A 25,418-nucleotide genomic window follows, 5' to 3' on the forward strand; every position below is an offset into this window, starting at 1 on the left:
GTGCAAGGCCAGCGGGTGCTGCCGGGGGTGGCCTATCTGGAAATGGCGCGCGAGGCGGCGCGGATGGCGATGCGGCGGGACGACGAGGCCGAGCCGGCGATCGCGCTCAGCCACGTGATGTGGAGCCAGCCCATCGTTCAGGATGAGGCGCCGGCGCGGGTGCATATCGACCTGTCGGCGCAGGCGGACGGCCAGCTGCGTTTCGAGATTCACAGCGTCGACGGCGCCGGCGCGCGGGTGGTGCATTCGCAGGGTTATGCGCGGGCGGTGGAAGCGGGGCCGGCGCCGAGGCTGGATCTCGCCGGCCTGTTGGCCGGCTGCGACAGCGTGCTGGAGGCGGAGCAGTGCTACGCTGCCTTCGACGCGATGGACATCCGCTATGGGCCGGGGCACAGGGCGCTGCTGCGAGTGCACGGCGGCGCCGACGCAGGCGGGCGCTACGCGCTGGGCCAGCTGTCGTTGCCGAGCGCGGCGGCGGCCGACGGCTATGCGCTGAATCCGGGGCTGTTGGACAGCGCGCTGCAGGCGATGATAGGCCTGAACGCCGGCGGCGGCCTGCTGCTGCCGTTCGCGCTGGAAGGACTGCAGGTGTTCGCCGCCAGTCCGGCGGCGGGCTATGTGCTGGTGCGCGAGGCGGCCGGCGGCGGAGCAGGCGTGCGTAAGCTGGACCTGGACGTGTGCGACCAGGACGGCGCGGTCTGCGTGAGGCTGCAAGGCTTGAGCAGTCGGGCGCGGCGCGAATCCGGCGTGCAATTGCTGGCGCGGCGCTGGCGGCGCCGACCGGCGGCGCAGGTCGAGGCGGCGGCGCAGCGCTGGCTGCTGGTGGACGCGGCGTGGGAGGGCGAGCTGGACCGCGTGCGGGCGGCGTGGCCGGCGGCGCGGATTTCGGTGTTGCGGCGCCGGGGCGACGGCGCGGCGGACGATTACGGCTCGGCGCTGGAGCAAGTGCTGGCGCTGGTGCAGGCCATGCTGCGCGAGCGCACATCGGAGGCCGCGCTATTGCAAGTGCTGCTGCGGTCGGACGCCGGCGACTGGATGGTGGGGGTGTCGGGGCTGCTGAAGAGCGCCGGGCGGGAGAATCCGCGACTGTCGGCGCAAGTGATAGAGCTGGAGCCGGGCGGCGACCTGCTGGCGGCGGTGCGGGACAACGCCGGCGGGGAGGCGGAGCGGGAGATCCGCTATCTGGACGGCGAGCGGCACTGCGGAGCGTTGGAAAAGCTGCCGGCCAGCGGTGGCGGCCCGCTGCCGTGGAAGGAAGGCGGGGTGTATTGGATCACCGGCGGCGCCGGCGGTCTGGGCTGGATCTTCGCGCGGGAGATCGCGGAGCGGCTGACGCGGGCGACGCTGGTGCTGAGCGGGCGCTCGGTCTTGAGCGACGAGCGCCGGCGGGAGCTGGCGGTGCTGGGGACGGCGGGAGTGACGGTGGAATACCGTCAACTGGATGTGGCCGACGGCGCGGCGGTGCGGGAGACGATCGCGGGGGTGCTGGCGGCGCATGGTCGGCTGGACGGGATTCTGCACGCCGCCGGCGTGTTGCGGGACGGTTTCCTGCTGAACAAGCGGCAGGAGGATCTGCGCGCGGTGCTGGCGGCCAAGGTGGCCGGCCTGGTGAATCTGGACCAGGCGACGGCGGCGTTGCCGCTGTCGTTCCTGGTGGCGTTCTCGTCGACGGCGGCGGTGTACGGCAATGTTGGGCAGGGGGATTACGCCGGCGCCAACGGTTTCATGGACGGCTACGCGGTCTGGCGCAATCGCCTGGTGGAGCAGGGCGAGCGTCGGGGTCACACGCTGTCGATCAACTGGCCGTGGTGGTTGGAGGGCGGGATGCGGGTGGACGAGGCGACGGTGCGGCAGTGGCGCGATCGCGACGGTCTGGTACCGCTGGAGACGCCGGCGGGCGTGGCGGCGTTCTACGGCGCGCTGGCCAGCGGGGAGGCCCAGGTTTGCGTGCTGTCGGGCCTGGCGCCGGTGCCGGCCATGCCGTCTAGGCCGGCGGTGGCGGTGTCGGCAGTGGTGGTCGACGATGCCGGCGCCGAGCTGTGGGCGAAAGCGGCGCTGTATTTCAGAAAGCTGCTGGCCTCAAGCCTGAAGTTGTCGCTGGACCGGATCGAGATGGATGCTCCGTTCGAAAAATACGGCATCGATTCGGTGCGGGTGATGCAGCTCACCGCTGAGCTGGAGAAGCATTTCGGCCCCTTGTCCAAGACCTTGTTTTTCGAGCATCAGGACATCGAATCGCTGAGCCGGCATTTCATCGCCGCGCATTCCCGGCGGCTGATCGATGTGCTGGGGATGGCGGCGCCGGCGGCGTCCGGCGCGCAGGCGCCCGTCATGCCTCAGCCTGTCCTGCCGTCCTCTCCTTATCCGATGGCGTCTTTCCATCCGCGGATGATGAGCGCGCCGGTTCAGCGCCGGCACGAGGTCGCCATCATAGGCCTGAGCGGCCGCTATCCGCAGGCGCCGGACCTGGACGCGTTCTGGGACAATCTGCAGTCCGGCCGAGATTGCGTCGGCGAGATCCCGGCCGAGCGCTGGGACTATCGGCGCTACTTCGACGAGCGCAAGGGCACGGCCGGCAAGAGCTATAGCAAATGGGGCGGCTTCCTGGACGGCGTCGACCAGTTCGATCCGCTGTTCTTCAACATCTCGCCGCGGGACGCGCAGTTCATGGACCCGCAGGAGCGGCTGTTCCTGCAATGCGCCTACCAGACGCTGGAGGACGCCGGCTATACCCGCGAATCGCTGAAGGCCTTGTCAGGGGAGTGCGGTGTATTCGTCGGCGTGATGTATGAGGAATATCAGTTGTATGGCGCCCAAGCCCAGATGACGGACAGGGCGTACGCGCTGAACGGCAATCCGGCGTCCATCGCCAACCGCGTGTCGCATTTCTTCAGTCTGCATGGCCCCAGCCTGGCGGTGGACACCATGTGCTCATCGTCGCTGACGGCCATCCATCTGGCTTGCCATAGCTTGGAGCGGGGCGAGTGCGCTCTGGCCATCGCCGGCGGCGTCAATGTTTCCGTCCATCCCAACAAGTATCTGGTCCTGAGCCAGGGGCAGTTCGTCTCCAGCAAGGGGCGTTGCGCCAGCTTCGGCGCCGGCGGCGACGGCTATGTGCCCGCCGAAGGCGTCGGCGCGGTGCTGCTGAAGCCGCTGGCGCGGGCCGAGGCGGACGGCGATCGGATTCACGGGGTGATCAAAAGCAGCGGCATCAACCACGGCGGCAAGACCCACGGCTACACGGTGCCCAATCCGGCGGCGCAGCGCCAGCTGATCGTCGATGCGATCGCCCGGGCCGGCATAGACGCGCGGGCGATCAGCTATGTCGAGGCGCACGGCACCGGCACCGAGCTGGGCGACCCGATAGAGGTGGCGGGGCTGAGCCAGGCCTTCCAGGCGCAGACGGCGGACACCCAGTTCTGCGCGCTGGGCTCGGTGAAATCCAATATCGGCCACGGCGAAAGCGCGGCGGGGATCGCCGGGCTGACCAAGGTGCTGCTGCAGATGCGGCACGGCCAGCTGGCGCCCAGCCTGCATGCCGACACGCTGAACCCGCACATCGACTTCGCGGGCAGTCCGTTCTTCGTGCAGCGCGAGCTGCAGGAGTGGAAGCGTCCGTTGCTGACGGTGGACGGCGTCGAGCGGGAGTATCCGCGAATCGCCGGCATCTCGTCCTTCGGCGCCGGCGGGGCCAACGCGCATGTGATCGTCGAGGAATATGTCGACCGCCGGTCGTGGCCGGCGATTGCCGGGCCGGCGGCCATCGTGCTGTCGGCGCGGACCGAGGCGGAGTTGCGGACGCGGGCGCAGCAGTTGCTGGCGGCGATAGGGGGCTGGGGCGAGGGCGATCTGGCGTCGGTGGCGGCGACGCTGCAGCTGGGTCGGGAGGCGATGGAGCATCGGCTGGCGCTGCTGGTGGACGGCATCGGCGAGCTGGCGGGCAAGCTGGAAGCGCATCTGCGCGGCGATGCGGAAGTGGAGGGTCGCTGGCAGGGCGAGGTGAGGCGCGGCAAGGACGGGTTGGCGGTATTCGCCGAGGATGAGGACCTGAGCCTCGCGCTTGAGGCCTGGATGGGCAAGAAGAAGTATGACCGCTTGCTGGAGCTGTGGGTGAAAGGGCTGGCGCTGGACTGGGGTCGGCTGTATCCGCAAGGTCTGCCGGCGCGGATCTCCTTGCCGGGCTACCCATTCAAGCGCGAGCGCTACTGGGTCGCGGCTGCGGAGACGGCGGCGGTCGAGACGGCGCGGCGGCTGCATCCGCTGGTGCACGAGAACGCCTCCACCGTGTATCGGCAGCGCTTCAGCAGCGTTTTCGGCGGCGGCGAGTTCTTCCTGACGGACCACGTGGTGCAAGGCCAGCGGGTGCTGCCGGGGGTGGCCTATCTGGAAATGGCGCGCGAGGCGGCGCGGATGGCGATGCGGCGGGACGACGAGGCCGAGCCGGCGATCGCGCTCAGCCACGTGATGTGGAGCCAGCCCATCGTTCAGGATGAGGCGCCGGCGCGGGTGCATATCGACCTGTCGGCGCAGGCGGACGGCCAGCTGCGTTTCGAGATTCACAGCGTCGACGGCGCCGGCGCGCGGGTGGTGCATTCGCAGGGTTATGCGCGGGCGGTGGAAGCGGGGCCGGCGCCGAGGCTGGATCTCGCCGGCCTGTTGGCCGGCTGCGACAGCGTGCTGGAGGCGGAGCAGTGCTACGCTGCCTTCGACGCGATGGACATCCGCTATGGGCCGGGGCACAGGGCGCTGCTGCGAGTGCACGGCGGCGCCGACGCAGGCGGGCGCTACGCGCTGGGCCAGCTGTCGTTGCCGAGCGCGGCGGCGGCCGACGGCTATGCGCTGAATCCGGGGCTGTTGGACAGCGCGCTGCAGGCGATGATAGGCCTGAACGCCGGCGGCGGCCTGCTGCTGCCGTTCGCGCTGGAAGGACTGCAGGTGTTCGCCGCCAGTCCGGCGGCGGGCTATGTGCTGGTGCGCGAGGCGGCCGGCGGCGGAGCAGGCGTGCGTAAGCTGGACCTGGACGTGTGCGACCAGGACGGCGCGGTCTGCGTGAGGCTGCAAGGCTTGAGCAGTCGGGCGCGGCGCGAATCCGGCGTGCAATTGCTGGCGCGGCGCTGGCGGCGCCGACCGGCGGCGCAGGTCGAGGCGGCGGCGCAGCGCTGGCTGCTGGTGGACGCGGCGTGGGAGGGCGAGCTGGACCGCGTGCGGGCGGCGTGGCCGGCGGCGCGGATTTCGGTGTTGCGGCGCCGGGGCGACGGCGCGGCGGACGATTACGGCTCGGCGCTGGAGCAAGTGCTGGCGCTGGTGCAGGCCATGCTGCGCGAGCGCACATCGGAGGCCGCGCTATTGCAAGTGCTGCTGCGGTCGGACGCCGGCGACTGGATGGTGGGGGTGTCGGGGCTGCTGAAGAGCGCCGGGCGGGAGAATCCGCGACTGTCGGCGCAAGTGATAGAGCTGGAGCCGGGCGGCGACCTGCTGGCGGCGGTGCGGGACAACGCCGGCGGGGAGGCGGAGCGGGAGATCCGCTATCTGGACGGCGAGCGGCACTGCGGAGCGTTGGAAAAGCTGCCGGCCAGAGGTGGCGGCCCGCTGCCGTGGAAGGAAGGCGGGGTGTATTGGATCACCGGCGGCGCCGGCGGTCTGGGCTGGATCTTCGCGCGGGAGATCGCGGAGCGGCTGACGCGGGCGACGCTGGTGCTGAGCGGGCGCTCGGTCTTGAGCGACGAGCGCCGGCGGGAGCTGGCGGTGCTGGGGACGGCGGGGGTGACGGTGGAATACCGTCAACTGGATGTGGCCGACGGCGCGGCGGTGCGGGAGACGATCGCGGGGGTGCTGGCGGCGCATGGTCGGCTGGACGGGATTCTGCACGCCGCCGGCGTGTTGCGGGACGGTTTCCTGCTGAACAAGCGGCAGGAGGATCTGCGCGCGGTGCTGGCGGCCAAGGTGGCCGGCCTGGTGAATCTGGACCAGGCGACGGCGGCGTTGCCGCTGTCGTTCCTGGTGGCGTTCTCGTCGACGGCGGCGGTGTACGGCAATGTTGGGCAGGGGGATTACGCCGGCGCCAACGGTTTCATGGACGGCTACGCGGTCTGGCGCAATCGCCTGGTGGAGCAGGGCGAGCGTCGGGGTCACACGCTGTCGATCAACTGGCCGTGGTGGTTGGAGGGCGGGATGCGGGTGGACGAGGCGACGGTGCGGCAGTGGCGCGATCGCGACGGTCTGGTACCGCTGGAGACGCCGGCGGGCGTGGCGGCGTTCTACGGCGCGCTGGCCAGCGGGGAGGCCCAGGTTTGCGTGTTGTCGGGTCTGGCGCCGGAACCTGAGCCCGAGACTTTAAGCGCGGGCGCGGATCCTTATTCGGATCTGATCGCAAAAATCGTCGCCGGCGTTCTGGACGAAAACGAACTGCGGGAGTGGCTTCTGGCATGAACTGGAATTCGCAAGATACCAACGGGAACGATGAAGTCGCCGAGTTGCACCGGCAGATCAAGGACCGCAGGCTGAGTCCGGCCGAGGCGGCGCAATTGCTGGAGAGCGTTCGCGCCTTGCTGCGCAGCAAGGCGGAGGCGGAGCCGTCGGCCGGCGCGATCGCCGATTTGTCAGACGCCGATGTGATGGAATATTTCCGGCAGCGGATCGCGGCGGGGCTGCAGCTGCCGGCCGGGCGGCTGGAACTGGACGAGCCGCTGGAGAAATACGGCATAGACTCCGTCGTCGTCATGCAGGTGACAAGCGAGCTGGAAACCGTTTTCGGCCCCTTGTCCAAGACCTTGTTTTTCGAATACCAGACGGTGGACGCCATCGGCCGGTATTTCCTCAATGCCCACCGGCCGGCGCTGACGCGCCTGCTTGGCAAAAGCGTGGCCGCGCCGCTCGCGCGCAAGTCGGCCGAAGCGCCGCGCTTGCCGCCTCGGCCGTCTCCGTCCCCGGCCCGATCCGGCGTCGCGCCATCGTCGCCTGTGCCGCCGCAGCCGGCGGTGGCCGAGCGTGCCGATATCGCCATCATAGGCCTGAACGGCCGTTACCCGCAGGCGCCGGACCTGGACGCGTTCTGGGACAATCTGCAGTCCGGCCGCGACTGCGTCGGCGAGATCCCGGCCGAACGCTGGGACTACCGGCTCTACTTCGACGAGCGCAAGGGCACGGCCGGCAAGAGCTATAGCAAATGGGGCGGCTTCCTGGACGGCGTCGACCAGTTCGATCCGCTGTTCTTCAACATCTCGCCGCGCGAGGCGCAGCTGATGGACCCGCAGGAGCGGCTGTTCCTGCAATGCGCCTACCAGACGCTGGAGGACGCCGGCTATACCCGCGAATCGCTGGCCGGGGCCAAGGTCGGCGTGTTCGTCGGCGTGATGTACGAGGAGTATCCGCTGTACGGCGGACTGCTCGCCGGCCAGGAGCCGCTGCCGGCGCTGGGCGGCAGTCCGTCCTCGATCGCCAACCGGGTTTCCTATTTCTGCAACTTCAACGGTCCCAGCCTGGCGCTGGACACCATGTGCTCATCGTCGCTGACGGCGTTGCATATCGCCTGCCAGAACCTGCGGCTGGGCGAGTGCGAGCTGGCGCTGGCCGGCGGGGTCAATGTCTCCATCCATCCGAACAAGTATCTGGCGCTGAGCCAGGGGCAGTTCGTTTCCAGCAAGGGGCGCTGCGCCAGCTTCGGCGAGGGCGGCGACGGCTACGTGCCCGGCGAGGGCGTCGGCGCGGTGCTGTTGAAGCCGCTGGCGCGGGCAGAGGCCGACCGCGACCACATCTACGGCGTGATCAAGGCCACCAGCATCAATCATGGCGGCCGCAGCAACGGCTACTCGGTGCCGAACCCGAGCGCGCAGAGCGAGGTGATCGCTGCGGCGCTGGAGAGGGCGGGGGTGGCGCCGGGGGCGGTCAGCTATGTCGAGGCGCACGGCACCGGCACCGAGCTGGGCGATCCGATAGAGATCGCCGGCCTGAGCAAGGCTTTCCGGCAACGCGGCGGGGAGGCGCTGCTGCAGACCTGCGCGATAGGCTCGGTGAAGTCAGCGATAGGCCATGGCGAAAGCGCGGCGGGGATAGCGGGGCTGACCAAGGTGCTGCTGCAGATGCGGCACGGCCAGCTGGCGCCCAGCCTGCATTCGCGGGAGCTGAACCGGCATATCGATTTCGGCAGCACGCCGTTCCGGGTGCAGCGCGAGTTGCAGGAGTGGAAGCGTCCGTTGCTGACGGTGGACGGGGTGGAGCGGGAGTTTCCGCGGATCGCGGGGATTTCATCGTTCGGCGCTGGCGGGGCCAATGCGCATGTGATCGTCGAGGAGTACCGGGCGCGGGAGGCGGAGCCGGCGGCGTCGGGGCCGGCGGTGATCGTGCTGTCGGCGCGCAGCGACGAGCAGCTGCGGCGGCAGGCGCGGAATTTGCTGGAGGCGATCCGCCGGGGGGGCTGGGGCGACGACAGGCTGGCGTCGCTGGCGCACACCTTGCAGAGCGGCCGGGAGGCGATGGAGGAAAGGCTGGCGGCGGTGGTGCCGGACATGGCGTCGCTGCGGGAGAGGCTGGAGCAGGCGTGCGCGGCGGATCCCGATCTGAGCGGCTGGAGCCGGGGGACGGTCTCGCAGGGCAGGGAGGCGATTGCGCTGCTGAAGGCGGATGCCGCCGGCGATGGCCTGGTGTCCGCCTGGCTGTCGCAGGGTCGCCATGACCGTGTCGCCGATCTTTGGGCGCAAGGGCTGGACGTCGATTGGCGGCTGCTGCATGGCGGGAGGGCGGCGCCCGGACGGATGTCGTTGCCGGCCTACCCGTTCGCGCGGATGCGCTGCTGGCCCGACGCCCGTCCCGATCAGACAGTCGTCACGCGCTTGCATCCTCTACTGCAGCAGAATCAGTCCACCGCGTTCGAATCCCGTTTCGTCTCGACTTTCACCGGCGCGGAATTCTTTCTCGACCACCACCGCGTCAACGGCGACAGGGTGCTGCCGGGCGCCGGCCATTTGGAGATGGCGCGCGCGGCGATGGCGCTCAGCTTCGAGTCCGACAGCGGCATCGCGTTCAGCGATGTGGCGTGGCTGCGTCCGGTCGTCATCGCCAAGCAGGGCGGCTCGGTCAAGATAGCCTTGCAGGCGTTCAGCGAAACGGAGGCGGAGTTCGAGATCTTCGACGCCGACGACGAGGCCTTGTACAGCCGGGGCGTGGCTAGGCTGATCGATGCTGCCGAGCGCCGCGCCTTCGATCCGGCGACATTGCGGGCCAGCTGCGCGCGGCAGTGGTCGGGCGAGGAGATCTACGCCGCGTTCGCGTCCGCCGGCCTGGACTACGGCCCCGGCCACCAGAGCATAGAGAGCCTGCGCGTCGGACTGGCCGCGGACGGATGCCCGGAGGCGCTGGCGACCTTGCGGCTGCCCGCCAGCCTGGAGCAGGCGGCCTGCGCCTTCATGCTGCATCCCAGCATGGTGGATGGCGCGATCCAGGCGGTGATAGGCCTGACGCTGGCGACGGACGGCGGGCCGGGAACGCTGGCGCTGCCGGTGGGGCTGGACAGTCTGGCGGTCCATCGCGCGACGCCGGCACGGGGCTACGCCTGGCTGCGCTTCGCCGCCGGCTGCGGTCCGGACAGCGCGACGCCGAAGATCGACATCAGCTTGTGCGACGAAAGCGGGCTGTCGTGCATCGAGCTGGGCGGGCTGATCTTGTCGGCCGGCGGGAGGGACGTCTGCGCGGAGGCGCAGACTGTGCTGATGCGCGCCGACTGGGTTCCTGAGGCCGGACGCGCGGATCAGGCGCCGGCCGCGGCCGGCGTCGACCGAGATGTCGTTCTGCTGGGCGCGGCGGCGGTGGCCGGCCGCGATTCGCTGGCGGGGCGCTTGCCGGATGAGCGTGTCCACGCGCTGTCGCCGGCCGACGCGTCGCTGGCCGCGCGCTACCAGTCAGCGGCGACGGCCTTGCTCGATGTGGTCAGGCAGCGCCTGCGGGGCGGATCGACCCAGCCGCATCTATTGCAGCTCGTCATCGCCGCCGACGATGTCGGCGAGGCCGAGTGCTATGCCGGTTTGAGCGCCCTGCTGAAAACGGCGAACCGGGAAAATCCCAAATTTCTGTTCCAATGCATCAGTTTGCCGGCGACGATAGGCCCGCGCGAACTGGCGGACATCGTCGCCGACGAGGCGCGGCGGCTTCAGACGGCGGAAGTCCGCTACCGGGACGGCAGGCGGGAGTCGAAGCGCCTGGTCGAACTCGAGCGGGCCGGCGCGGCGGAGGCCTCGCTGTGGCGCGATGACGAGATCTGCCTGATCACCGGCGGCCTGGGCGGCTTGGGCCTGCTGCTGGCCATGGAGATCGCCGGCGCCGCTAGACGAACGACGCTGATCCTGACCGGCCGCTCGCAGCTGGACGACAAGGGACGGGCGGCGCTTGAGGCGCTGGGCGCCCTGGGCGCCCAAGTAGAGTACCGGGCACTGGATGTCGCCGACCGGCTGGCGACCGCCGAACTGGTCCGTCACATCGAAACCCGCTACGGCCGTCTGGATACGGTGATCCATAGCGCGGGCGTGCTGCGCGACAACTTCATCATCCGCAAGAGTGACGACGAGCTGCCCCAGGTGTTCGCGGCCAAGGTGGCCGGCCTGGTCAATCTGGACCAGGCGACGGCGCATCTGCCGCTGGCGCGGCTGATCTGTTTCTCCTCGATCGCGGGCACCACCGGCAATGTCGGCCAAGCCGACTACGCCGCCGCCAACGCTTTCATGGACGCCTATGCCCAGCATCGCAACGCGCTGGCGGCGCAGGGTCACCGCCATGGCCGTGCCTTGTCGATAGGGTGGTCGCTGTGGGAGGACGGCTGCATGCGGATGGCCGGCGCCATCGACGCGAAGCTGAGGCGCGAGGGTTTGGCGCCGCTGTCGGCCTCCGCCGGCCTGCAAGCGCTGCAAAGCTGCCTGGCCGGCCAGGCCGGCCATGTCGCGGTTCTGCGCGGCGATGCCGGCAGGATACGGCAGCGGTTCCTTTCTCGGTCCGAGGCGAGTCGGTCCGCGCCGCCGGTCTTGAGCGGCGCGTCTTCGCAGCCGCTGTTGTTCGACAGCGTGGTCCGCTATATCAAGCAGCAATTGGCGGCGGTGATCCGCTTGCCGGCGGAGCTGATAAGCGCCGACGCCTCATTCGAGTCCTACGGCGTCGATTCGGTGATGGTGGTCGAGCTGACTGACCGGTTCGAGGCGGTATTCGGCGAGCTTTCCAAGAGCTTGTTGTTCGAGTACTCGACGGTGCGGGCGCTAGCGGAGCACTTCATCGCCGAGCATCCTGGCGCTTTGCAGGCGCGTTTCGGCGCGCCCTCCGCCGGCGAGGCCGCGCCGGTGGCCGAAGAGGCCGGGGAGGCGGAGTTCCGACCGGGCCGTCGCCTGTCGCGGCGCAGGCGTTTGCCGCGCGCGCAGCCGGCGGCGGCCGAGCGTGCCGATATCGCCATCATAGGCCTGAACGGCCGTTACCCGCAGGCGCCGGACCTGGACGCGTTCTGGGACAATCTGCAGTCCGGCCGCGACTGCGTCGGCGAGATCCCGGCCGAACGCTGGGACTACCGGCTCTACTTCGACGAGCGCAAGGGCACGGCCGGCAAGAGCTATAGCAAATGGGGCGGCTTCCTGGACGGCGTCGACCAGTTCGATCCGCTGTTCTTCAACATCTCGCCGCGCGAGGCGCAGCTGATGGACCCGCAGGAGCGGCTGTTCCTGCAATGCGCCTACCAGACGCTGGAGGACGCCGGCTATACCCGCGAATCGCTGGCCGGGGCCAAGGTCGGCGTGTTCGTCGGCGTGATGTACGAGGAGTATCCGCTGTACGGCGGACTGCTCGCCGGCCAGGAGCCGCTGCCGGCGCTGGGCGGCAGTCCGTCCTCGATCGCCAACCGGGTTTCCTATTTCTGCAACTTCAACGGTCCCAGCCTGGCGCTGGACACCATGTGCTCATCGTCGCTGACGGCGTTGCATATCGCCTGCCAGAACCTGCGGCTGGGCGAGTGCGAGCTGGCGCTGGCCGGCGGGGTCAATGTCTCCATCCATCCGAACAAGTATCTGGCGCTGAGCCAGGGGCAGTTCGTTTCCAGCAAGGGGCGCTGCGCCAGCTTCGGCGAGGGCGGCGACGGCTACGTGCCCGGCGAGGGCGTCGGCGCGGTGCTGTTGAAGCCGCTGGCGCGGGCAGAGGCCGACCGCGACCACATCTACGGCGTGATCAAGGCCACCAGCATCAATCACGGCGGCCGCAGCAACGGCTACTCGGTGCCGAACCCGAGCGCGCAGAGCGAGGTGATCGCTGCGGCGCTGGAGAGGGCGGGGGTGGCGCCGGGGGCGGTCAGCTATGTCGAGGCGCACGGCACCGGCACCGAGCTGGGCGATCCGATAGAGATCGCCGGCCTGAGCAAGGCTTTCCGGCAACGCGGCGGGGAGGCGCTGCTGCAGACCTGCGCGATAGGCTCGGTGAAGTCAGCGATAGGCCATGGCGAAAGCGCGGCGGGGATAGCGGGGCTGACCAAGGTGCTGCTGCAGATGCGGCACGGCCAGCTGGCGCCCAGCCTGCATTCGCGGGAGCTGAACCGGCATATCGATTTCGGCAGCACGCCGTTCCGGGTGCAGCGCGAGTTGCAGGAGTGGAAGCGTCCGTTGCTGACGGTGGACGGGGTGGAGCGGGAGTTTCCGCGGATCGCGGGGATTTCATCGTTCGGCGCTGGCGGGGCCAATGCGCATGTGATCGTCGAGGAGTACCGGGCGCGGGAGGCGGAGCCGGCGGCGTCGGGGCCGGCGGTGATCGTGCTGTCGGCGCGCAGCGACGAGCAGCTGCGGCGGCAGGCGCGGAATTTGCTGGAGGCGATCCGCCGGGGGGGCTGGGGCGACGACAGGCTGGCGTCGCTGGCGCACACCTTGCAGAGCGGCCGGGAGGCGATGGAGGAAAGGCTGGCGGCGGTGGTGCCGGACATGGCGTCGCTGCGGGAGAGGCTGGAGCAGGCGTGCGCGGCGGATCCCGATCTGAGCGGCTGGAGCCGGGGGACCGCGTCGCGGGGGCGGGACATGCTGTCCTTGCTGGCCGACGACCAGGATCTGCAGCAATTGCTGCGTAAATGGGTGGCGGGCGGCAAGCTCCCGCGGCTGGCCGAGCTGTGGGCACAGGGGCTGGCGTTTGACTGGAGCTGCCTGTATCCGGCTGGCGGCCATCCCCGTCGTCTCAGCCTGCCCGGCTACCCGTTCGCCACCAAGCGCTATTGGGGCGGGAAGCGCGTCGAAGCGGCGGTGGACCAGCCGGCGCCGACCGCGGCACGCACATTGCCGGCGCTGGCGGAGCGCGGCGGATCGACGCCGTCGCCGCTGGCGCTGCCGGCGATCACGCTCAGCCCGCTGGACCGGCCCGCGGCCGCCGCCGTCGCCGTCGCCGTCGCCGAACCGGCGCGCCAGGAGCCTCAAGCCGCGCCTAGGATCGATTCCAGCCTGCTGCGGGAACAACTGCGCGCCAGCCTGGCGCAGGCCTTGTGCGCGGAGCCGGACGAGCTCGATCCGGAGCGCCCGTTCAGCGAGCTGGGGCTGGACTCCGTGGTCGGCGTCGAGTGGAACCGTGAGATCAATAAGGTGTTCGGACTGTCGATGCCGACATCGGCGCTGTACGACTATCCAACGCTGACCTTGCTGGCCGGCCATCTGCGGCAATCTGCGGCGCCGGCGGACGGGGCGGAAGCTGTGGGCTCCCGGCCTGAGCCGGTGAGCCGGCGGGATGCGGCGCCGGTCGCGCCGTCGCCCAGCATTGCGCCGGCCCTGACGGCAAGCCTGGCCGATGCGCTTTACGCCGAGGTGGCCGACATTCCACCGGACAGGCTGTTTGCCGATCTGGGCGTCGACTCGGTGATAGGCGTCGAGTGGGTGCGCAAGATCAACGAGACGCTGGGCGTCGATCTGAAGGCGACCGCGCTGTTCGAGCACCCGACGATCCGGCAGTTGGCCGCGCATGTGGCGGCGGAGCAGGCGGCGCAGCCGGCGGCGGCGGATCTGCCTGAGAGGCCGGTGCAGGTCGTCGAGCTTGTAGAGGTCGTTGCGGCTGTCGAGGCCGGGCCGCGGACCGCCGGCATCGCCGACGGCAGGATCGCCATCATCGGCGCTTCCGGCCGCTATCCCGACGCCGCGGATCTGGACCAATACTGGCGCAATCTGGCGGCGGGCCGGGATTCGGTGCGCGAAGTGCCGGCGGCGCGCTGGGACATGCGCGAGCATTACGACGCCAAAGTGCCTTCGGACGGAAAAATATACTGCCGCTGGCTGGGCGCGCTCGACGACGTCGATTGCTTCGATCCGCTGTTTTTCAATATCAGTCCGGCCGAGGCGGAGCTGACCGATCCCCAGCACCGGCTGTTCCTGGAGGAGTGCCACCAGGCCTTCGAGGACGCCGGCTATTCGCCGGCGCAGCTGGACGGCAGCAATTGCGGCGTCTATCTCGGCGTGATGGGTAGCGAGTACGCGCAGATCGTCGCCCGGCACCGCCGCGGCAGCGCGACCGGCAACAGCTCGGCGATAGGCGCCGGACGGGTTTCCTACCACTTCAATCTGAAGGGGCCGGCCATTCCGGTCGATACGGCCTGCTCGTCGTCGCTGGTGGCGATTCATCTGGCGGTGCAGGCCCTGCAAAGCGGCGCCGTAGACATGGCGTTGGCTGGCGGCGTCTCCCTGTATCTGCTGCCGGAAACCTATGTCCGCATGTGCGAGGCGGGCATGCTGTCGCCGGACGGCCGCTGCAAGGCCTTCGACAACGGCGCGGACGGCTTCGTGCCGGGCGAGGGCGTAGGCGTGGTGCTGCTCAAGCGGCTGCAGGACGCCGAGCGCGATGGCGACCATATTCAGGGGCTCATCATCGGCTCGGCGGTCAATCAGGACGGCAAGACCAACGGCATCACCGCTCCCAGCATGAAGAGCCAGCGCGCGCTGATCCACGACATGTACGCGCGTAACGGCATCGATCCGCACAGCCTGGGCTATGTCGAGGCGCACGGCACCGGGACCAAGCTGGGCGACCCCATCGAGCTGGCGGCGCTGGCCGCCGCCTTCGGCGACGGCGGTCGGCGGCAGTTCTGCGCGCTGGGTTCGGTCAAGAGCAATATCGGCCACGCGACAGCGGCGGCAGGGGTGGCTGGAGTACACAAGGTCTTGTTGTGCCTGCGGCACCGCCAGTTGGTTCCCAGCCTGCATTTCAGCCGGGAGAACGAGCATTTCCGTTTCGCCGGCTCGCCTTTCTATGTCAATACCGAGCTGCGGCCATGGCCGGACGCTGGCGCCGCGCCGCGCCGAGCGGGGATCAGCTCGTTCGGTTACAGCGGCACCAATGCCCATGTGGTGATGGAGGAGTATGTCGCGCCGCCGCGCCGCGCGCAGGCGGCCGGCCCGTTCTTCGTCGTACTGTCGGCCAGAACCGAGGCCCAGCTTGCGCGCCGCGCCGAGCAGCTGCTGGAGGAAATCCGGCAGCGGCCGCTAAGCGACGCCGATCTGCCCGATCTCGCCTACACGCTGCAGACCGGCAGGGCGGCGATGGAATATCGCCTTGGCGTCGCCGTCGCCGACATCGCGTCGCTGGCCGGGGTATTGCGCGACTTTCTGCACGGACTGCCGCTGCCGGCGAACGCGCTACGCGGCTGCGTTTTCAGCCATGACGAGCCGCGGCCCGACGCGGCCGGCGGCAGCATGATGGCCCGCTGGATCGCCGGCCACGCCTGCGATTGGGACATGCTGTATCCGGCCGGACAGCGTCCAAGGCGCATCCGGCTGCCCGGCTATCCCTTCCTCAAGCAGCGTTGTTGGGCCGACGCCGCCGAGCCGGTCGGCGCGATGGCGCCGGCGCGGCCGGCCGAGCCCGCCGTCGGCGAAGCGGTGCAGACCCTGCTGCCGTGCTGGGAGCTGTGCGAACCGCAAGCCCTGGTCCCGGCTGAGGGCAGACCGTCCATGGTTTTCCTCGGCGTCGTCCACGGGGCCTTGCGCGAGGAGCTGGCGTTGGCCTTCCCGCAGGCCCGCTTTCTTGCGGTGGCGCCGGAGGCCTCGATCGACGAGCTGGTCGGCGTCTTGGGCGCGCCGGGCGCTGTCGAGGCCTTGACCTGGCTGTTGCCGGCGGACGCGATCGACGCCGCCGACGATGGCCTGCACGCCGAACGGCAGGCGGCGGGGGTCCGCTTCGGCTTCCGCCTGCTCAAGGCGCTGCTGGCCCTGGGCTACGGCGGCCGGCCGCTGCGGCTGAATGTGGTGAGCTGGCAGACGCAGAGCATCCGTGACGAGGCGGTCTATCCGACGCATGCCAGCGTGCACGGACTGGTCGGCTCCCTGGCTAAGGAGTATCCGGGATGGTCGGTGCAACTGGCCGACCTCGAGCTTGGCGATCCGCAAGCGGCGCGCCGGCTGCGGGCATGCCTGGGCTTCGCCGCCGATGCTGGCGGCGACGCTCATGCCTGGCGGAGCGGCAACTGGTATCGGCAGCAACTGTTGCCGGTAGACCTGCCCTTGGACAACACGCCCGCGCCGTTCCGGCAAGGGGGCGTTTATGTGGTCATCGGCGGCGCCGGCGGGGTGGGCGAGGCTTTCAGCGAGCATCTGATCCGCCGTTATCAGGCCAGGATGGTCTGGATAGGGCGGCGTGCCTACGACGCCGAAATCGCCGCTCGCTGCGATCGGTTGCAAGGCCTGGGTCCCCGGCCGCTTTACTTCCAGGCGGACGCGGCCGATCCCGCCGCGCTGGCCGGGGCGTGCGCGCAGATCCGCGCCAGGCTGGGCGCGATCCATGGGCTGGTGCATAGCGCGATCGTCCTGCAGGACAGGAGCCTCCAGGGAATGGACGAGCAACGCTTCATGGCCGGCTTGCGCGCCAAGGTCGATACCAGCGTCGGCCTCGCGCGGGCCTTCGGGCAGGCGGGGCTGGACTTCGTGCTGTTCTTTTCATCGATGCAAAGTTTCATGAAGGCGCCGGGGCAAAGCAATTACGCAGCCGGCTGCGCGTTCAGCGACGCCTTCGCCCATCGGTTGGGCCAGGCCTGGGCCTGCCCGGTGAAAATCATGAACTGGGGATATTGGGGCGGGACCGGCATCGTCGCCGACGCCTCGTACCGGCAACGGATGGCGGCGATGGGAATAGGCTCGATCGAGCCTGAAGAGGGCATGGCGGCGCTGGAGCAGCTGCTGTGCTCGCCAATCAGGCAATTGGCGGTGGTGAAGCGCGCCGAGCTGGCGCCGGTCGCCGCCGAATTCGTGGAACCATGGGCCGGGCAGACGATTCTCGCGCCGCAGTCGGCGCCGGAGATGGAAACGATATGGAACGACTAAGCGTATTCGCAAGCCAGCCGCCGGCGTCGCAGCCGGCGCTGGCGAACAGCGACTTCACCGCCTTGCTACTGGACACGCTGTGGCGGCAACTGGAGACAATGGGTTTCGAGCTCGGCGCCGATGGCTGGCGCGCGCGGGCGCAGACGCTGCCGTTGTATTCACGCTGGCTGGGCGAAAGCGCCCGGATGCTGCGCGCGAGCGGTTATCCGTCCGCCAAGGCCTGCGACAGTCTGGACGCCTTGTGGCGGCGCTGGGAAACGCTGGGCCGGAGCGGATTTTTCGCCCAGGCCGGCCTGGCCAGGCAGGCCGAGCTGGTGGAGGGAACGCTGCGGGCGCTGCCGGACATCCTGAGCGGCAGACAGCGCGTGACCGACCTGCTGTTTCCGAACGCGTCGATGGCCAAGGTCGAGGGAATTTACAAGGCCAATGCCCAGGCCGATTATTTCAATAATGTGGTGGCTGGCGGCATCGGCGCGATCATCCGGGCCAGGCAGGCGCAGGGCGAGCCGTTCCGCCTGCGCATTCTGGAAATCGGCGCCGGCACCGGCGGCACCAGCGAGGTGGTCTTCGACACGTTGCGGCCGTTCCAGGATTGCGTGGAGGCCTATGTCTACACCGACATCTCCAAAGCCTTTCTGCTGCATGCCGAGGATGTCTACGGGCCGGGCAGGCCGTATCTGCGCTATCAGCTGCTCGACATCCAGCAGCCGGTGCGGGAGCAAGGCCTGGCCATCGGCGACTTCGATGTGGTGATCGCGGCGAATGTGCTGCACGCGACCCGCAACATCCGGACGACGCTGCGCAACGCCAAGGCTTTGCTGAAGCGCAATGGCGTGTTGTTGGTGAACGAGATTGTCGAGAACAATCTATTCGCGCATCTGACTTTCGGCCTGACCGAGGGCTGGTGGCTGGTGGAGGACGCCGAGCTGCGCATCGAGGGTTGCCCGGCGCTGTCGGTCGACGGCTGGAGCGCCTTGCTGCGGGAGGAGGGTTTCGACCGCGTGCGCTGGCCCGCCGCCGAGGCCAGACGGCTGGGGCAGCAGGTTTTCATGGCCCGCAGCGACGGGCAGATTCGCCAGCCAGCCCATGTCGGGGCCGATCCCGCGCCCGCCGCCGCAAGCGCGCCGGCCCCCGAGGCGGCGCCCACGCCGGACGACGAATTGAGCGAAAGCATCCGCGGCGCCATTGCCGAGCAGCTGCGCGTCAATCTGCGGTTGTCGGCCGGACAGATACATTACAGCGCACCTTTCGGCGATTACGGCGTCGACTCGATTACCGGCGTCAAGCTGGTCCATCAGCTCAACGAGACGTTGGGCATAAGCCTGGAGACCTCCCATCTGTACGACTACAGCACGATACGGAGCCTGGCGGAGCACATCCGGCTGAGCTGGGGTGAGCGGGTGGGCGCGCGGCTGGCGACGAAGCGGGGCGGGGCCGCCGCCGGCGGGCCGGCGGTTGCCGCGACGGGGCCGGCGCTGCCGCCCCAGGCCGAACCCGCGCCGGCAAGCCCGGCGTGGCAGCCTTATCAGCCCATTGCGGTGATCGGCGTCAGCGGAACGTTCGCCGGGGCGGCCGATCTGGAGCAACTGTGGAGCCATCTGGCCAACGGCGACGATCTGGTGCGGCCGTCGACGCGCTGGCCGCTGGCGCAAGCGGCGGAGGGTTCGGCTGCCGGCAGATATGGCGGCTTTCTCGCCGACATCGACCGTTTCGACCCGCTGTTCTTCAATATCTCGGCCACAGAAGCCAAAACCATGGACCCGCAACAGCGGCTGTTCCTGGAAGAGGCGTGGAAGGCGTTGGAGGACGCCGGCTATGCCGGAGACGGCGTGGACGCCAGTCGCTGCGGGGTCTATGTCGGCTACAACGGCGCCGACTACCAGAGCCTGGTGGACGACGGCGCGCCGGCGCAGGCCATGTGGGGCAATGCCGGTTCGATATTGTCGGCGCGGATTTCATATTGCCTGAACCTGCAGGGGCCGGCGATCACGGTCGATACCGCCTGCTCCAGTTCGCTGGTCGCCGTCCATCTGGCGTGCCAGGGGCTGTGGAGCCGCGAAACCGACTTGGCGCTCGCCGGCGGGGCCTTCGTGCAGTCTACGCCCGGCTTCTATTCGCTGGCCGGGCGGGCGGGCATGTTGTCGCCCTCCGGCCGCTGCCACACTTTCGACGCTCGCGCCGATGGCTTCGTGCCGGGCGAGGGGGTGGGGGTGGTGGTGCTCAAGCGCTTGCGCGACGCGGTCGACGACGGCGACCATGTTCACGGGGTGATCCGGGGATCGGGGATCAATCAGGACGGCACCACCAACGGCATCACCGCACCCAGCGCCCTGTCCCAGGAAAGGCTGCAGCGGCAGGTCTACCAGACTTTCGGCATCGACCCCGCCGGCATCCAACTGGTGGAGGCGCACGGCACGGGAACCCGGCTTGGCGATCCGGTGGAGCTCAGGGCGCTGACAAACGCCTTCGGCCGCGCTTCGGCCGCGCGGAGCTATTGCGCGATCGGTTCGATCAAGACCAATCTGGGACACACCGCCGCCGCTGCCGGGATCGCCGGCCTGATCAAGCTGCTGCTGGCGCTGCGGCACCGGCAGATTCCGCCGTCCCTCCATTACGACTCGCCCAATCCGGCCATCGATTTCGACGGCAGCCCGTTCTATGTCAACACCGCGTTGAAAAGCTGGGAAGTGCCGGCAGGACAGGCGCGGCGCGCGGCGGTCAGCGCCTTCGGCTTCAGCGGCACCAACGCCCATGTGGTGGTCGAGGAGCATCTCGGCGCGCGCCGCGAGCACGCCGAGCGTCCGGGCTATCTGCTGGCGCTGTCGGGGCGGACGCCGGAGCAATTGCGGCAGCAGGCGCGCCGGCTGGCCGATTTCATCCGGGCCAGGCCAGACACGGACCTGGGCAATCTGTGCTTCACGCTGCTGCTGGGGCGCAAGCATCTGCAACACCGGTTGGCGTGCGCGGCCACCAGCCTGGAAGACCTGCTCACCAGCCTGGAGCAATGGCTGGCCGGGAGCGGCGCCGGGGGCGTCGTCGTCGGCCAGTTCCTTGATGGCGAAAGCCGGGAGAAGGCGTCGCTCAAGCATTACGGCAGGCAGTGCGTTCAGGCCCTGGTGAACGGCGGCTTGGTCGCCGACGATTATCTGGAGCAGCTCCGCGCGGTGGGGGCGTTGTTGGTCGACGGTTATGCGATCGATTACGCCGCGCTGTTCGCCGGCGGTCAGTATGGCCGGCTGCCTTTGCCGACCTACCCGTTCGCCGATGAGCGCTACTGGATCCATCCCGCGGGTCCGGGCGGCGGCTTGGCGCCGAAGCGCGGATCATCAGGCGCTGCCGGCCCGGATGCGGCGGCGTGGCTGGCGCGACAGGCTTGGCAGTCGCGGCAGGCGCCTGCCGGCGCCGGTGGCCAAGGGACCGGCCGCCATCTGCTGTGGCTGTTGGGGGACTTTCCTCCGGCCGCGCTGCATGCGTTGCGCGAGCGGGCGCCGCACATGGTGGCAGACCTTGTCGACATCGCCGGCGATGCGCTGGCGCAGCGCTTCGAGGCGGCGGCCTGCGCGGTGTTGGCCAGGATAAGGCGGGTGCTGGAGAGTCGACCGTCGCAGCCGGTGCGCATCCAGCTGCTCATCAATGCGGCGAGCGTCGGCCCCGGCTTCGGCGGACTGGGCGCGATGCTGAAAACCGCCAGCCGCGAGAATCCGCTGCTGGCGGCGCAGACCATAGAACTGTGCGAGCCAAACCAGACTGCCGGGCTGGCGCAAATGGTGCTCGACAACGCGGCCGATTTCGGCGCGGCCGAGATCCGTTATCGCGGCGGCGAGCGGCAGGTCAAGCTTCTGGAGCGGGTGATGGCCCTGGGCGGCGCGGACCGGGCCGCAACGCCATGGCGGGACGGCGGCGTGTATCTGATCACCGGCGGACTGGGCGGACTGGGCTATTTGTTCGCCAGCGCCATCGCCGGCGGCGCGCGGCAACCGACGCTGCTGCTCGTTAACCGCTCGGCGTTGACGGCGGAGGCCGAGCGGCGGGTGGACGCCCTGCGGAGGCTAGGGGCGCGGGTCGACTTCCAGCAGGCCGATGTGGCCGAGGCGGCCGCGGTCCGGCGCCTGATCGAACATGCCGAGCGCGCGCATGGCGGGCTGCACGGCATCTGGCACAGCGCCGGCATTGTCCGCGACAGGCCGGTGCTGCAAAAAAGCGCGGAAGAGCTGGGCGAGGTGATGCGGCCCAAGGTTGCCGGCCTGATCAATCTGGACGAGGCCTCCAGAGGCGTCCGACTCGACCATTTCGTCTGCTTCTCCGCGCTGGCCGGCGTGTACGGCAATGCGGGCCAGGCCGACTATGCCGCCGCCAACGCCTTCATGGACGCTTACGCGGCCTATCGTTCCGAACTGCTCGACCGCGGCTTGCGGCATGGCGTGACGCTGTCGATGGCCTGGCCGCTATGGGCGGAGGGCGGGATGAGGATGAGCGAGCTGGGCCGCGCGCAAATGACGCGCGCCGGCTTGAGCGAGCTGGCCACCGGGCATGGGCTGGAGGCCTGCCGTCAGGGACTGGCGCTGGGCGGCGGCCCGTTGCTGACGCTGACCGGCGACGGCGCCAGGCTGCAGGCATGGCTGGATGGCGGTCCGGCGGCGCCAGCGGCGAAGCCGGACGCCGGGCCGGATGGCCTGGCCGCCGAGGTGCTGCTGGGCTTGAGGGCCATGCTGGAAACGGTCACCAATATCGCTGTCGACCGCATAGGCGGGCATGAGCCCTTCGCCAGCTTCGGCATCGATTCGATCATGATCGGCCAGCTCAATCAGCGGCTCGAGCGGATATCAGCCGACATCCCCAAGACGCTTTTTTACGAATACAACACGCTTGACGCGCTGGCCCGCCATTTGGCCGCATCCTATGCGGAGCCATGCCGCAATTGGCTGGGCGCGTCGGCGGCTGAGCCGGCGATGGCCATGCCTGCCGACGCTGGCCCGGCGCCGCTGGGCGAAGCCGCGCCATCGACGCCGCGCGGCCCGCGCGGGGCGGGCGAGGAGGTCGCCATCATAGGCCTGAGCGGCCGCTACCCGCAGGCGGACAGCATCGCCGAGTTCTGGGAGAACCTGAAAGCCGGCCGCGACTGCGTCAGCGAAATCCCGCCGCAGCGCTGGCCGCTGGAGGGCTTCTATGAGCAAGGGGCGGAATGCTCGCCGGCCAATGGCAAGAGTTATAGCAAGTGGGGCGGCTTCGTCGACGGCTTCGCCGACTTCGATCCGTTGTTCTTCGGCATTTCGCCGCGGGAAGCCGAGAGCCTGGACCCGCAGGAGCGGCTGTTCATCGAGATCTGCTGGGAGGTGCTGGAGGACGCCGGCTATACCCGCAGTGCCTTACGCGCCAGACATGGCGGCCAGGTCGGCGTGTTCGCCGGCATCACCAAGACCGGCTTCAGTCTGTACGGGCCGGCCTTGTGGGCGAGCGGCGCCGAGGCCTATCCGCATACCTCGTTCAGCTCGCTGGCCAACCGGGTGTCGTATCTGTTCGATTTCAACGGCCCCAGCATTCCCTTCGACACCATGTGCTCGGCCTCGCTTACCGCTATTCACGAGGCCTGCGAGCATCTGAGGCGCGACGAATGCGAGCTGGCCATCGCCGGCGGCGTCAATCTTTATCTGCATCCGTCCAACTACGTCGTGTTGTGCAGCCAGCGCATGCTGTCGCCGGACGGCAAATGCCGCAGCTTCGGCGCGGGGGCCAATGGTTATGTGCCGGGCGAGGGCGTAGGCGCGGTCTTGCTCAAGCTGCGCGGAGCGGCGGAGGCGGACGACGACCATATCTATGGTCTGATCAAGGGATCGGCCATCAATCATGGCGGCCGCGCCCACGGCTACACCGTGCCCAATCCCAACGCCCAGGGCGAGCTGATACGCAAGGCGTTGGCGCGGGCGGGCGTCGAGGCGCGCGCGGTCAGCTATATCGAGGCGCACGGCACCGGCACCGAGCTGGGCGATCCGATAGAGATCGCCGGCCTGAGCAAGGCTTTCAACGCCGGCGCGGCCCCGCCGTTGATCCAGACCTGCGCGCTGGGCTCGGTGAAATCCAATATCGGCCACGGCGAGAGCGCGGCCGGGATCGCCGGGCTGACCAAGGTGCTGCTGCAGATGCGGCACGGCCAGCTGGCGCCCAGCCTGCACGCTCAGGACTTGAGCCCGCAGATATCGTTCGACCGCACGCCGTTCCGGCTGCAGCGCGAACTGCAGCAATGGTCGCGCCCGCTGCTGGAGGTGGACGGTGTCGAGCGGGAGTATCCGCGAATCGCCGGCATCTCGTCCTTCGGCGCCGGCGGGGCCAACGCGCATGTGATCGTCGAGGAATACCGGGCTTCGGCGCCGCAGGCGCCGGAGCCGGGTGCCAGATTCGTCATCACGTTGTCGGCGCCGACCGAGCCGCAGTTGCGGACGCAGGCGGCGAAGCTGCTGCGCGCGCTGCAGGACGGCGGCCATGCCGACCGGGATCTGCCCTCCATCGCCTGGACGCTGCAGTCGGGGCGGGAGGAAATGGCGTGCCGGCTGGCTGTCGTCGCTTCCGGCATCGATGATCTGGCCGCCAAATTGCGGTCCTTCATCGACGGGGAGGCATTGTCCGCCGACCTTCACCATGGCGCCGCGCAGCAGAGCCGGCAGGGTTTGTCGGCATTTGGCTCCAACGAAGACTTGCGCGAAGTGGTCGGCAAATGGATGGAGCGGCGCTGCCATGGCGAACTGGCGGCCTTGTGGGTCGCCGGGCTGGAAATAGACTGGTCGCGACTGTACGGCGCGCGGCCGCCCCGGCGCATCAGCCTGCCCACCTATCCGTTCGCCCGCGAGCGCTACTGGCTGCCCGAGCTGGGCGCGGCCGCGGCGACGCCGCCGGCCCCGGCCCCGGCCCCGGCGCAGCCCGCCGCCCTACTGGAGGGCGAAGAGTATTGGCAGGCCGCCGCGGCCGGCCCGGCGGTCGACGTCGAACGATTGACGCTGCTGCACTTCTGCGACGACGACGCCGAGAGCGCCCAGCTGGCGCAGCGGCTGCGGCGGCCGCTGCTGCAGATCCGCAGCGGCGACGCGACGTGCCGGCTGGGGCCGCAACGCTACCAGGCGGCCGGCTGCGATGAAGCCGCCTTCGACGCGCTGTTCGCGCTGCTGAAGGCCGACGGCGCCGCCGCCGGCGGCTATGGCGTGCTGTACCGCTGGGCGGAAGGCCAGCCGCGGCTGCCGGCGCTGCGCGCGGTGCTGCGCGCCGCGGTCGGCGCCAGCCTGCCGCTGCGCTATCTGCAGCTCAGCGGCAGGCTGGAGGCCGGAGCGCTGGGCAGCTGCCACGACCTGTCGCAGATCGGCTTCGAACGCTCGTTGGGCCTGACACTGCCGCAACTGGACGTGGGCGTGCTGTTCGGCGACGCCGGCGGCTTGAGCGTGGAGCAGATCGCCGCCGAGTGGGGCCGTCCGGGCGTGACGCGCTATCAGGGCGGCGAGCGCCAGCGGCTGGCTTGGCGGCCGTTGGCGGCGGAAGCCGCGCCGGCGCTGTCGCCGCTGCGCAGCCGCGGGGTGTATCTGATCAGCGGCGGCGGCGGCGGCCTGGGCGAGCTGTTCGCCGGCCACCTGGCGCAACGCTGCCAGGGGCGGATCGCGCTGCTGGGTCGGCGGCCGGCCGATGCCGGGATGGAAGCGCGGCTGGCGCGGCTGCGGGCGCAGGGGGCCAGCGAGGCGGTCTACTACCAGGCCGACGTGGCCGAGCGCGAGCAGGTCGAGCGGGTGATCGCCGACGTGGTCGGGCGCTGGGGCGGGGTGCACGGCATCGTGCACGCGGCCGGCCTGGAATCGACTCGCTCGCTGCTGGAACAGGACGCCGACGGTTTCGCCGAGGTGCTGCGGGCCAAGCTGGACGGGACGCGGGCGCTGGACGAAAGCAGCGCCGGTCTGGCGCTGGACTTCGTCTGCTACTTCTCCTCGTCGGCGGCGGCGCTGGGCGATGGCGGCGGCTGCGACTACGCCAGCGCCAACCGCTTCCTGATGGCTTACGCCGACTACCGCGAAGCGCAACGGACGGCGGGGCGGCGGCAGGGTCGGACGGTGGCGCTGTGCTGGCCGCTGTGGCGGGCTGGCGGCATGGGGGCGGTGG

The 25,418-nt window shown here is 69.7% G+C and carries 3 protein-coding genes (1 of these 3 only partly in view); all 3 read left to right on the forward strand.

Annotated features, from left to right (window positions below):
• Tightly spaced (each overlapping or abutting the next), the 3 genes in view from BI347_RS24835 to BI347_RS14880 form a layout consistent with a single transcriptional unit that may run on beyond the window.
• Window positions 1-6,429, forward strand: a complete 6,429-nt coding sequence (locus tag BI347_RS24835; RefSeq protein ID WP_139167226.1) for an SDR family NAD(P)-dependent oxidoreductase — start codon at window positions 1-3, stop codon at window positions 6,427-6,429.
• Window positions 6,426-17,288: an SDR family NAD(P)-dependent oxidoreductase gene (locus BI347_RS24275; RefSeq protein WP_071116209.1), complete on the forward strand. Its 10,863-nt coding sequence runs from the start codon at window positions 6,426-6,428 to the stop codon at window positions 17,286-17,288. Before BI347_RS24835 ends, BI347_RS24275 begins: the two co-directional genes overlap by 4 nt.
• Window positions 17,276-25,418, forward strand: the 5' portion of a protein-coding gene (locus BI347_RS14880) for an SDR family NAD(P)-dependent oxidoreductase (protein ID WP_071116210.1). Its footprint extends 2,318 nt past the window's final position; 8,143 of the gene's 10,461 nt are visible here — the first part of the coding sequence; it begins with the start codon at window positions 17,276-17,278; its stop codon lies off the right edge, out of view. Before BI347_RS24275 ends, BI347_RS14880 begins: the two co-directional genes overlap by 13 nt.

The sequence above is a fragment of the Chromobacterium sphagni genome, assembly GCF_001855575.1.
GTDB lineage: Bacteria > Pseudomonadota > Gammaproteobacteria > Burkholderiales > Chromobacteriaceae > Chromobacterium > Chromobacterium sphagni.